Origin of the sequence: Streptomyces sp. NBC_01669, assembly GCF_026339735.1 — a bacterium.
In the GTDB taxonomy this organism is placed as follows: Bacteria; Actinomycetota; Actinomycetes; order Streptomycetales; family Streptomycetaceae; genus Streptomyces; species Streptomyces yanii.
In genome coordinates this window covers 354998-366666 of the sequence record NZ_JAPEQG010000001.1, presented here as the reverse complement: position 1 = coordinate 366666, position 11669 = coordinate 354998, and the positions used below count along the sequence as shown (strand labels likewise).

General features: G+C 68.4%; 9 protein-coding genes and 1 pseudogene. 8 read left to right on the top strand and 2 right to left on the bottom strand.

Features of this window, described 5'->3' with window-relative positions:
* Positions 1 to 89 precede the first annotated feature (89 nt).
* Positions 90 to 413 carry an alpha/beta fold hydrolase gene (locus OG972_RS01750; protein ID WP_266977913.1) on the bottom strand — a complete coding sequence of 108 codons (324 nt, stop codon included), beginning with the start codon at positions 411 to 413 and terminating at the stop codon, positions 90 to 92.
* Positions 414 to 509: 96 nt separating this feature from the next.
* Between OG972_RS01750 and OG972_RS01745 the strand changes: the two genes are divergently transcribed.
* The 6 genes and pseudogenes from OG972_RS01745 to OG972_RS01720 all read left to right on the top strand — a co-directional run bounded on the left by OG972_RS01745 (position 510) and on the right by OG972_RS01720 (position 7185).
* Positions 510 to 1025, top strand: a complete 516-nt coding sequence (locus OG972_RS01745) for an ester cyclase (protein ID WP_266977912.1) — start codon at positions 510 to 512, stop codon at positions 1023 to 1025.
* 126 nt (positions 1026 to 1151) lie between these two features.
* Entirely contained in the window at positions 1152 to 1412 is a 261-nt protein-coding gene (locus tag OG972_RS01740; protein ID WP_266977911.1) for a hypothetical protein, read from the top strand.
* Between the two features lie 237 nt (positions 1413 to 1649).
* On the top strand, positions 1650 to 3359 hold the full coding sequence (locus OG972_RS01735) for an aldehyde dehydrogenase family protein (RefSeq protein WP_266977910.1): 1710 nt from the start codon (positions 1650 to 1652) through the stop codon (positions 3357 to 3359).
* Between the two features lie 54 nt (positions 3360 to 3413).
* Complete coding sequence (locus OG972_RS01730; protein WP_266977909.1) at positions 3414 to 4907, top strand: long-chain fatty acid--CoA ligase; 1494 nt, start codon at positions 3414 to 3416, stop codon at positions 4905 to 4907.
* Between the two features lie 57 nt (positions 4908 to 4964).
* Positions 4965 to 5606: pseudogene (locus tag OG972_RS01725) on the top strand (hypothetical protein); the annotation flags it as partial.
* Positions 5607 to 5820: 214 nt separating this feature from the next.
* Complete coding sequence (locus tag OG972_RS01720; protein WP_266977908.1) at positions 5821 to 7185, top strand: glutamate decarboxylase; 1365 nt, start codon at positions 5821 to 5823, stop codon at positions 7183 to 7185.
* 584 nt (positions 7186 to 7769) lie between these two features.
* Here OG972_RS01720 and OG972_RS01715 read toward each other — a convergent pair.
* Positions 7770 to 8447, bottom strand: coding sequence for a GAP family protein (locus tag OG972_RS01715; protein ID WP_266977907.1), 678 nt, complete (start codon positions 8445 to 8447; stop codon positions 7770 to 7772).
* Between the two features lie 546 nt (positions 8448 to 8993).
* Here OG972_RS01715 and OG972_RS01710 point away from each other — a divergent pair.
* Both OG972_RS01710 and OG972_RS01705 read left to right on the top strand, forming a co-directional pair.
* Positions 8994 to 10139 carry a catalase family protein gene (locus OG972_RS01710; protein WP_266977906.1) on the top strand — a complete coding sequence of 382 codons (1146 nt, stop codon included), beginning with the start codon at positions 8994 to 8996 and terminating at the stop codon, positions 10137 to 10139.
* Positions 10140 to 10202: 63 nt separating this feature from the next.
* Complete coding sequence (locus OG972_RS01705; protein ID WP_266977905.1) at positions 10203 to 11594, top strand: Dyp-type peroxidase; 1392 nt, start codon at positions 10203 to 10205, stop codon at positions 11592 to 11594.
* Positions 11595 to 11669: the final 75 nt, after the last annotated feature.

Below are 11669 nucleotides of genomic sequence, written 5' to 3'. Positions count from 1 at the left end.
AACCGCGGCCGGCTCACCGGCACCGCACGGCCGCAGTCACGCCTCGCCTCGGATTGCTCGGCGACCCCTGACGTCGGCAGCGCGTGACGTCACGGCTTTGCTGCTGCTGCGATGGTGTCCAGGGTGACGGAAGTGATGAGTGCCGGGTCGTCACTCATGGACATGTGCCCGCAGCCGGGCAGTGTCACGTGTTCGGCCTGGGCAATCCGCTCGCGGGCCAGGTCAGCCACGTGCAGGGGCAGGATGCGGTCGCGCTCGCTCCAGCCGATGGTGACAGGGTCCGTGGGTTTGGCGCGGCACTGGTAGGCGCGCCCGAACCTGGCGACCGCCCTGAAACCGGAGCCGTTGCGCAGGGCCAGGACGTCGGCCCATGTCCGCTCAGGGGACAGCTGTTCTGGCTTGTGCACAAGCATGCCCCGGCGCCGCGTTGATCCAACGGCCAACGGTCCGGGCGGATTTTGGACTGACGTACGAGCGCAGGTCACGTCGGCGCTGGCACCGTTATCGGCATGACGAAATCGGGATCGCGTGAGCGCGAAGAGACCCCGATCGATATTGAGATTGAGAAGGAGCAGGCGATGGAGTCGAGCAGCATCACCCAGCCCACCACACCCGCGGAGGCGGCACGCTCCTTGTTCGAGGGGATCGGCCGCCACGAACTCGATAACGCTGAGCAGATGTGGAGCCCCGACGCCGTAGACACATTCGTCGCGGTCGGAGAGTTCCGCGGCCTGGACGCGATCGTAGGCTTCTTCACCGAGCTCCTGGCCGCGTTCCCCGACATGGAGGTCGAGACCGAACGCATCCTGTCCGACGGCTCGTGGACCACGGTCCAGTGGCATGCCAGCGGGACCTTCACAGGGGCGCCTTTCCTCGGCATCGAAGCGACGGGCCGACGGTTTGAGGGGCTGCGGGCTGTCTCGGTCGCCGAGTGGGACGACCAGCTGCGCATCCGCCAGAACACGATCTACTGGGACGGCGCAGACTTCGCCCGGCAGCTCGGCATTCTCCCGCCTACGGAGTAGATAACCGCCTACGATCACGCCCCGACGCTGATCCGCACCGCACGGTTGTTCCAACGGCCAACGGCCAACGGGCCGGGCGGATTTTGGACTGACGTACGAGCGCGGGTTGCTTCCGCACTGGCACCGTTGGCCCGGCCCTGGGCGCTGAGCGCACTCGTGCTGCTCGGCCAGGCCGGGCTCACCGGCTGGCTGATACGCCGCGGAGTCAGCAGCCGCTGGGCGCGTGGCCGGGTCGGCGGCAGCCTGCTGCTGCTCGGTGCGGCCGCCTGCCTGGCCCTGCCGCTGGTGGACGGTGCCGGGGCGAAGACCGCGCTGCTGGTGGTGGGCTTCGGCCTGGGCGGAGCGTTCCCGACCGTCGCGGTCACCACCGTCGCCTTCGGTATGTGAACGCCGTGGTCACTACCGCGGGCCTCATCGCCCCCGCCGTCGACCAGCTGTCCGACGACGGCCGGGGCGTGACGGGGTAGCAGAGCGCCGTTCTGCTCTCCGGTGTCCTGCTGCTGGTGGGAGCGCTCGTGGCCTTCACCCTGATCGACCCGTCTCACGACGCCGCTCGTCTGGGCGCCTGATCCGCCGGTACCCGCCCGGCTACCCCTCCACCCCTGCTGCCCCAGGAGCGCACCTGTGACCACCCCTGCCATCGACACCGAACTGCTGGACCAGGCCCTCGCCGAACTGCGCGAAGGCGCCGCGTCGTGGACCACCACCACGATCGCCGAACGGATCGCGCTGCTGGAGCGGTTGATGCCGCGGATCGTCGACGGCGCCGCGGACATGGCCGCAGCCGGCGCCCGCGCCAAGGGATACGGACCCGACTCCCCATGGGTGGCCGAGGACTGGGCCGGCGCCCCGTGGGCACTCGCCCAGAACGTCAGTGCCTGCTTGCATGTGCTGCGCCGGATCGCGGCGGGCAAGGAGCCGGTCGAGGCCGGGGCCGTGCACGTGCGCGACGGCCGCACCCGGGTCGACGTCTTCCCCGCCACCGGCTGGGACACCCTGCTGCTCAACGGGTTCACCGCCCAGGTGTGGATGCGCTCAGGCATCACCGCACAGCGGGTACGGGACCGGGCCGCCGGCGAGTACCGCGGCCGGCCCGGACGCCCTGCCGTCGCCCTGGTCCTGGGTGCGGGCAACGTCGCCGCCATCACCGCGCTCGACATCCTCCACAAGCTCTACGCCGAGGGCCAGGTCGTCGTCGCGAAGATGAACCCGGTCAACGCCTATCTCCGCCCGCACTTCGAGCACGTCTTCGCCGAGTTCGTCGAACGCGGCTGGGTGCGCTTCATCGACGGCGGTGCGGCCGAGGGCGGCTACCTCGCCGCGCACGAGGGCGTCGACGCCATCCACGTCACCGGCAGCGACCGCACCCACGACGCCATCGTGTGGGGCACCGACGAACAGGCGGCCGAGCGCCGCCGCGAAGACAGGCCGCTGATCGGCAAGCCGTTCTCCAGCGAGCTGGGCGGGGTCAGCCCCTGCATTGTGGCCCCCGGCCCCTGGAGCGCGGCGGACTTCCGCTTCCAGGCCGAGCACATCGTCACCAGCAAGATGAACAACTCCGGCCACAACTGCATCGCCAGCCAGATCCTGGTCCTGCCGGCGGAGTGGGACGGCACCGAGCGACTGCTCGAGGAGATCCGGAAGGTGCTGCGCGAACTACCGCCCCGCACCGACTACTACCCCGGCGCCGCCCACCGCCTCGGCGCGGTCCTCAAGGCCCACCCCAAGGCCGAGACCCACGGCGACGGAGACTGCCGCATCCTGGTCCCGGACATCACCGACCACGACGACATGCTGATCACCGACGAGGTCTTCGGCAGCGCACTGGGCGTGGTCCGCGTGCCCGGCGCGACCGCGAGCGAATTCCTGCGCCACGCCGTCGACTTCGCCAACGACAAACTCCCCGGGACACTCGGCGCGACCCTCATCGTCCACCCCAGGACCGAGAAGGACCACCGCACCGCCGTGCAGGCAGCCGTCGCCGACCTGCGCTACGGAACCCTCGGCGTCAACTGCTGGTCCGCGATCGGATTCCTGCTCGGCTACACCCCCTGGGGCGCCCACCCCGGCCACACCCGCCAGGACATCGGCAGCGGCATCGGCTTCGTCCACAACGCCTTCATGCTCGAGGACATCGAGAAGACCGTGCTGCGCGCGCCCTTCGCCCCCGCCCCGCGCGGTCTGTTCACCGGCTCCCCGTCGCTGTCCCCGCGCCCCCCGTACTTCGTCACCAACCGCACCGCCCGGACCACCATCGAACGCGTCACCCGCTTCACCACCGCACCGACGATCGCCAAACTCCCCGCCATCTTCGCCTCCGCGCTGCGCGGCTGACCCCGCCCGCACCCCACCACCCCCAAACCGCCACCATCAGACGAGAGGCCGAAGATGAACCTCGCCGACCTCCTCAGCCGTACCGCCACAGCGCACGGCCACCGTATCGCCGTCGAACTCGGCGACCACTCGCTCACCTACACCGAACTCGACACGCTCGCCGGCCGGGTGGCCGCGCTGCTCGCCGACCGCGGCGTCACCCCCGGCGACCGGGTCGGTCTGATGCTGCCTAACCTGCTGGAGTTCCCCGCCCTGTACTACGGCACGCTGCGCGCCGGCGCCGTCGTCGTACCGATGAACCCGCTCCTCAAGTCGCGCGAAGTCGCCCACTACCTGGGTGACTCGGGCGCCGTGCTGCTGTTCGCCTTCGCTCCGGTCGTGGAGGAGGCCACTGCGGGGGCTCAGGGAACTGCCGCCGACGTAGTGCCTGTCGGGCCCGGCTCGCTCACCCAGCTGCTCGCCACCCACCCGGTGCCCGCGCCCGAGCGGAGCCGCGAGGAGCAGGACACCGCGGTCATCCTCTACACCTCCGGCACCACCGGAGTTCCCAAGGGCGCCGAGCTCACCCACGCCAACCTGGTCCGCAACTCTGAGATCATCGCGACGCCATTGCTCCGGCTCAGCCCGGAGGACGTCCTGCTGGGCTGCCTGCCGCTCTTCCACGCCTTCGGCCAGACCTGCGCCATGAACGCCGCAGTGACCAGCGGCGCCCGCCTCACCCTGACGCCCCGCTTCGACCCCGCCCTGGCCCTGCAGACCATCCAGCAGCGGGAGGTCACCGTCTTCGAGGGCGTGCCGACGATGTACGCCGCCATGCTCGCCGCAGACGCACAACAGCCCGGCGCCCACGACGCCTCCACCCTGCGGCTGTGCGCCTCCGGTGGCGCCTCGCTGCCCGTCGAGGTCCTGCACGCGTTCGAGGCAGCCTTCGACTGCCCCGTACTCGAGGGCTTCGGCATGTCCGAGACCTCGCCCGTCGCCTCCTTCAACCACCCGGAACGCCCGCGCAAGGCAGGTTCCATCGGCACCCCGATCGAGGGCGTCGAGCTGTGCCTGATCGACGAGAAGGACGGCGTCGGCGAACTCTGCGTCCGCGGCCACAACACCATGAAGGGTTACTGGGGCCGCCCCGAGGCCACCGCCGAGACCATCGTCGATGGCTGGCTGCGCACCGGCGACCTCGCCACCGTCGACGAGGACGGCTACTACTTCATCGTCGACCGCAAGAAGGACCTGATCATCCGCGGCGGTTACAACGTCTACCCCCGCGAGATCGAGGAAGTCCTCTACGAGCACCCCGCAGTCGCCGAAGCCGCCGTGATCGGCATCCCCCACCCCACCCTCGGCGAGGAGATCGTCGCCGCCATCGCCCTGCACCCCGGCAACGAGGCCACGGCGGACGAGCTACGTGAGTTCGTACGGGCACGCGTCGCTCCCTACAAGTACCCCCGTGAAGTCTGGATCCTCGATGCTCTCCCCAAGGGCGCCACCGGCAAGATCCTCAAGCGCGAGATTCCCCGTGCGGTCCCTGAAGACACCCGCCCCTGACGACATCCGAAGCACGCAACGTGACGTGATACCGCACTACAGGGATGGTCGGGTGTCGCCGTCGCCGCGCTGGTCGTCGCGGTACTGATGTGGCCGGTGCTGCTGACGTCGGTGCTGCGGCACTGGCGGCGGCACTTGCCGGGCACGGTGTTCCTGGTGTGTGTGGCGACGCAGGGCCTGGCCGTGCTGAGCGGAACGCTGGTCGTATCGCTGCCGTCCGGGTGGCTCGCCTGGCCGACGCTGGGCTGCTTCGTGCTCGGGCTGGCGCTCTACGCGCTCGCCTGCCTCCGCTTCGATCGCGGCCAGGTGCGGTCCGGCACGGGCGACCAGTGGGTGGCGGGCGGGACGCTGGCGATCTCCGCGCTCGCCGGGGCGAAATTGCTGGCCGTGCCCGCCTGGCGCAGCACCGCTCTGCACGACGCGCTGCGTCCGCTCATGCTGGCCATGCTCGCGCTGTCCGTGTGCTGGTACGTCGTCCTCGGCTTTGCCGAGGTGCGCTGGCTGCGTCCGCACTACGACATGGGGCGCTGGGCGACGGTCTTCCCGATGGGCACGACGGCCGTCGCCACGCTGTCCGTCGCCGTCACTGACGCCGCGGCCGTCGGCTGGCTGCGGACGCCGGGCCAGGTACTGCTCTGGATCGCCGTCGCCGCCTGGGTGCTCACACTGGTCGGACTGGTCCGGCACTTGGCTGCGTAAACCGAATCTGCGACCACGACTCTGACCTGTTGCTTAGAGTCTCAAGAGGTGGCTCCTGCGGCTTCCTCCACCGTCCAACCACCGGAACGCGGACTTCCGTGCGGCTGGCGAGCGTCGTCGATCACTCGGGAAGGTACGCCGTTCGCGTGCATCCCGAGCCCCATCTACAAGTCCTCGGAATGGCTCCCGCTCCGGACGTGGTTGAGTCGCCGGTATGACCAAGAGCGACGCCGCGGCTCTGTTCGGCAACCGTTTCCTGACCGCGCCTGCTCCCTCGGAGACCTTCCCCGAGGAGGGCATGACCGCGACGGACGCCATGAGGCTGCTGGATGAGGACCTCGCCATGGAGGGCGACCCACAGCGCAACCTCGCCACGTTCGTTACCACCTGGATGGAGCCGGAGGCGCAACGGATCATCGCCGAGAACCTCCACCGCAACTTCATCGACCACGCGGAGTATCCCATCTCCGCCGAGATCGAGCAGCGCTGCGTGCGCATGCTCGCCGACCTCTTCCACGCGCCGGGCAAGACCACCGGATGTCGGACTCAGGGATCGTCCGAGGCGATCATGCTCGGCGCGCTGTCGCTGAGGTGGAAGTGGCGGGAGCGCCGCCAGGCGGCCAACCTGTCGGCCGACCGGCCCAACCTGGTCTTCGGCGGCGACGTCCACGTCGTGTGGGAGAAGTTCTGCCGCTACTTCGACGTCGAGCCGCGGATCGTGCCGCTTGCCGAGGGCAAGTACACGATCGGCCCGGAGGACGTGGAACCCCACCTCGACGAGAACACGATCGGCGTCGTCGCCGTCCTCGGCACCACGTTCACCGGCCACAAGGACGACGTCGTCGGGATCGACAAGCTCCTGCGGGGCATCCGCAAGGAGCGGGACCTCGACATCCCGATCCACGTTGACGGCGCCAGCGGCGGCTTCGTGTGGCCCTTCCTCTACCCCGACTCGAAATGGGACTTCCGGCTCGAGCAGGTCCGCTCGATCAACGTATCGGGACACAAGTACGGCCTGGTCTACCCCGGCATCGGCTGGCTGGTCTTCCGCGAGGAGTCCGACCTGGCCAAGGACCTCGTGTTCCACGAGAACTACCTGGGAAAGACCGACGCGACGTTCACGCTGAACTTCTCGACCGGCGCGGCGATGGTGCTCGCCCAGTACTACAACTTCGTGCGGCTGGGGCGCCAGGGCTACACCTACGTCATGGAGACGATGCAGAAGAACGCCCACGCGTTGGCGGATAACCTGCGTAGCAGTGGCCGCTTCGAAGTGATCGGCAGCGGCCTCGAGCAGTTGCCGCTGGTCGCTTTCCGCCTTGCCGGCAAGCACGCCTACGACGAGTCCGACATCGCCTGGCAGCTCTCGGCCGAGCGCGGCTGGATGGTGCCGGCGTACACGCTCCCGCCCAACGCGGAGCGGGTGAAGATCCTTCGTGCACTGGTCAAGGAGACCCTGAGCCGTGAGCAGATCGAGCGCCTGAGCCGGGATATCGCCGACGCGTGCAGCACCTTGGACCACAAGGGTGCGACCACCGAGATCGAGCGGGCCCAGGTCAAGCGCGGCACCGGCTACTGACGCCCGAAACCGGCACCCCCAGGGACGGGGCGTCGAAGTCGCGGCCAAGAACGCGGACCTACGGGTAATCCGACTGCATGACGCCCGACACGTAGTCCCGGCGCTGATGTCAGATCTGGTGTCAAAGACCCCCAGACATGATCGGCTGGGGTTTTTCGTGGAAGGCGCGCAGGTCACCCCGGGTTCGGCGAGGGCCCGGCCAGCGGTACATCTCGACTGCGGCAAACCGCCGTTGACCATGGTTGACCGCACGATGTGGCACGGCTCTGGCACGTGCCGACAGCCGGGTCAGCCTTCGGCATCGTCCGCCGCGCCGCACAAGACACGGACACGTTGAGAGCTGACGGTCGATCATGAGGCTGGCTTCACTACGTGCCCCAAGGCGATGAGGCCGATTCCGACTACGAGAAGCGACGGACGCTCAAACCCGCTGCACGCAACGAGCAGGGCACCCGCTCCCAGAGTCTCGGTTGCCGAACATGCCGCTGTAGCCATCGGCCCAGCACGCGTCCGAGGAGCAAGGCATGGAGGCCGAGAACAGCACAAGCAAGCCAGAGCACGCCCACCAGGACAATCAGCCGTACTCAGGTGGCGAGGATGCTGATGCCGTCCCCGAACAGTTTCAGGCCGAGGACGAAGAACAGGACGGCCATCACGGCGACGTTGTGCTGTACGGCCCAGTCCCGCCAGGAGCTAAGCATGCTCTTTGCCCGCTCTCCCATGATCAGGTAGACGGTCAGCGGCGCGAGCACCCCGAGGGACGCGATGATCACGAACACGGCGAGCGTCCCGATCTGCTGCGGGACGGGAATCCCGGCTGAGCTGATCGAGGCACCGGCAGCGATGGTGAGTGGGGCGTTCTTGAGATTGGCGGCCGAGAGAGCCAGTCCCAGTCCCAGGATCTTGATCGGGGTGAAGCGGTCGATCGCGGCCATCCATTTCGGCAGCTGAGCCTGGGAGGGGTCGGCGGGGCGGCGCCGCCACTGCCAGGCACCCAAGAGCAGCAGCAGTACACCCAGGGCGAGCTTGAGGCCGCCCACCCAGGTGGCCGGCTGCTTGTGAGCGGAGGCTCCGGCGGAGCCGCCGATCACCAGCATGATCGCACCCAGTGCCGCAAGTCCCAGGACCCAGCCGAGGGCGAATAATGATCCGTTGAGGCGTCCGCCCGGTGTGGCCAGGATGAGGATCATGGCCACGATGGGAAGTGGGCTGACCGCGACAGCGGCTGCCAGGCCCAGCACATCACCAACAGCGTGTCCCAAGGCGGCCTCCGCGCGTGGTCGTAGGGATCGGTCTGACGGGGACCGGTGGCCGGGGCCACGTCAGGGATGCCTGATCGCGAGCCCAGGTGACCGTCCCGTGTACCCGGCTTGGCCCTCACGCACATCGTCAGGTGGCGTCGGCCCCGAAGCACGGTGGCGGAGACGAACGGGTGAGTGACCGGCGCCGTGAGGGGCTGCGAGAATGTTCGTTATGCCCAGCTGAGGGTGCGCGTTCCGGGTGATTCAGCACTGCTCGCCGACGGACGTGTTCAACGCGCGCCTGTATTTCCGACGTGCCTACGATGAAGCATGTCAGGCCGCCTGGCGGACCGGGCGTTGTCTTCCGCCGCGTGAGCACGCCGGTCGGCGAGATTGTCGCGGCGCCCAGAATTCCGCGCATGACCGCGTCCCAGACGTGCGCCAACGGTCTGGAGAGGCAGTATTCGGCAGGAGACTGCCGGGAGCCCGAGCCCGAGCAAAGGCACTGCACAAAAGCACTGCGCGCCCCGAGTGTACTTCGGTGAAAAGAATGGAGACGGTCGAGTCATGTCTCTGCGGTTCATCCCTTACACGCCAGATGTGGAGATCGACGAGCCCGGCTTTGACGAGAACGTGCAGAAAGTGATCGCCAAGACGGAGGGCTACATCACCGGGTCGGTCACGACCGGAGGTACCGGGCAGGCGGTCCGCGACGCGCATGCCAAGGGCTACGGGCTGGTGAGGGGGGAGGTGGAGATCCTCGATGGGCTGCCCGAGGAGTACGCCCAGGGCATCTACGCTAACCCGGGCAGGCACGATGCGCTCGTGCGGTTCTCCAACGGGTCCCCTCACGCCGGGGCCGACGCGCGTTTGGGACGTGCGACAGGGCTGGCGCTGAAGATCTTCGACATCGAGGGTCCGACGCTGTTGGAGGACGAGCCCGGCAGCCGGACGTTCGACTACAACACCATCAACGCGCCGGTCTTCTTCTGCAACAGCGTGCAGCACTACCTGTTTATTCAGGACCTGTTCCTCAGGGCCGGGGAGTATTTCGCGGAAGGCAAGCGCGGCCGGTACCGTTTCTACCGCGACTATGTCACCGGAAAGGGAACACTCGGCGAGGACGACTGGGTGTGGGAGGAGTTCCTGACCTTCCTCATCGTCTCGCAGCGGCCCTTGGTGAACGTGCTGCTGTCGACCTACACGACGATGGGTGCGGTCCGGCACGGCGACTACATCGCCAAGGTGCGCGTTGCCCCCGACCCCGACTGCGCGGCCACGGTGGCCGAGCGCCGCATGGACCTCACCTCCGCGGAAGAGGTCTTCCGGCCGGCCCTGGTGGCCGAGCTTCGTGAGAGGCCCTACGCGTTCGACATCCAGGTGCAGCTGTGTGCCGACCTGGAGCGGATGCCGGTGGAGGACCTCACGGTCGAGTGGCCCGAGCATCTGTCCCCGTACGTCACGGTGGCCAAGCTCCACTTCCCCCAGCAGGACATCTCCGGGGAGGACAACCTCCGGCGCATGGACGCCCTGTCCTTCACTCCCTGGCGAGTGCCGGACGCGCACCGGCCGCTGGGCAGCATCATGCGGGCCCGCAAGGAGGTCTACCGCCACTCCTCCCTCCTGCGCCACCGCCTCAACCAGCAAGAACGGCGTGAGCCCCGCAGCGCGGACGAGGTGCTGCCACTGAAGAACGCGGTCCCTCACCACTGAGCCTCGGCCCGTAGCCACCGCCGGGCACGGCCCGGTTCCACCACGACACGGAGACGGAACACGATGGCAGACAGCGCAGGCCAGGCCGAGGAGCAGGTGCTGGAGCTGGACGACATCCAGGGCACTCTGCTCAGGCTGCGCCCTACGCCCTTCACGGGCGCGTACTTCCTGCTACGTATCGATGATCCCGACGACGGCCGGCAGATGCTGGCCCGCCTGGTACCCCACGTCGCCTCGGCGACCCAATGGTGGGACCCTCCCAACCGCGCGTGGCTGAGCGTCGCGCTGAGCTACTCCGGGCTGCGGGCTCTCGGCGTGCCGCAGGAATCGCTGGACAGCTTCCCCGACGCCTTCTGCGAGGGCATGGCTGCCCGTGCCGAACGGCTGGGAGACACCGGTGACAGCAGTCCCGAGCATTGGGATGCTCCGCTGGGCAGCGCGGACGTCCATGTCGCGGTATCCGTGTTCGCCCCGGACGCCACCGCGATGGAGTCCCTGCTGGAGACGGCCCGCGAGACACTCAGGGACCTGCCCGGCGTGTCGGTCATCTACCGACTGGACGCCTCGGCGCTGCCGACCAAACGCACCCACCTGGGCTTCGTGGACGGGATCGGCGAGCCCGATATCGAGGGCTCCGGCGTGGCCAGCCTCGCCCAGCGAATGGGCGGCGGTGACTACGGCTACCTGCCAGGCTTCGGCCCCACCATCAAGGCCGGCGAGTTCCTCCTGGGCTATGCCAACGAGATGGGGCGGATCACGCTCATGCCCCAGCCCGACGTCCTGAGCCGCAACGGTACCTACGTGGCCTTCCGCAAACTCCATCTGCGGGTCGCCGAGTACCGCCGCTATCTCAAGGACAACGCCTCCTCCCCCGAAGAAGAAGAGCTCCTCGCAGCCAAGATGGTCGGTCGCTGGCCCAGCGGGGCACCCCTGGTACTCGCTCCCGACCACGACGAGCCGGCCATCGCCACCGATCCGCACCGCGTCAACGACTTCACCTACCACGAGCAGGATCCGGCCGGCCTGCGCTGTCCGCTCGGCGCCCACATCCGGCGGATGAACCCGCGCGACGCCCTGGCCGACTCCCTGGTGGACGTGAAACTGCACCGAGCCCTGCGCCGGGGCACCCCCTACGGCCCCATGCTCCCCGAGGGAGAGCTGGACGACGACGGCGCCGAGCGCGGCATCGTGTTCATCTTCATGGGAACCGACCTCGTCCGGCAGTTCGAGTTCCTCAAAACCCAGTGGGCCAACGACGGCGACTTCGTCGGCCTCGGCGACGAGAAAGACCCGATCGTGGGAAGCAACGACGGCACAGGCACCTTCACGATCCCCAAACGGCCCGTTCGCCGCCGCCTCCAGCAACTGCCCCGCTTCGCCGTGACCAAAGGAGGCGAATACCTCTTCATGCCCAGCATCCGCGCTCTGAAGTGGATTGCCGAACGTGACACCTGAGCCACGCCGCGGGCCGAACAGCCGATTCCATCCGTGGCAGCGACCAACACTCCTGAGGTGCTCCGAGAAGGGATT

What these genes read in the sequence shown, in the direction of transcription:
- OG972_RS01720 (WP_266977908.1), top strand. Translation starts at nt 5,821, where the DNA reads ATGACCAAGAGCGACGCCGCGGCTCTGTTCGGCAACCGTTTCCTGACC.
- OG972_RS01705 (WP_266977905.1), top strand. Translation starts at nt 10,203, where the DNA reads ATGGCAGACAGCGCAGGCCAGGCCGAGGAGCAGGTGCTGGAGCTGGAC.
- OG972_RS01745 (WP_266977912.1), top strand. Translation starts at nt 510, where the DNA reads ATGACGAAATCGGGATCGCGTGAGCGCGAAGAGACCCCGATCGATATT.
- OG972_RS01750 (WP_266977913.1), bottom strand. Translation starts at nt 413, where the DNA reads ATGCTTGTGCACAAGCCAGAACAGCTGTCCCCTGAGCGGACATGGGCC.
- OG972_RS01730 (WP_266977909.1), top strand. Translation starts at nt 3,414, where the DNA reads ATGAACCTCGCCGACCTCCTCAGCCGTACCGCCACAGCGCACGGCCAC.
- OG972_RS01710 (WP_266977906.1), top strand. Translation starts at nt 8,994, where the DNA reads ATGTCTCTGCGGTTCATCCCTTACACGCCAGATGTGGAGATCGACGAG.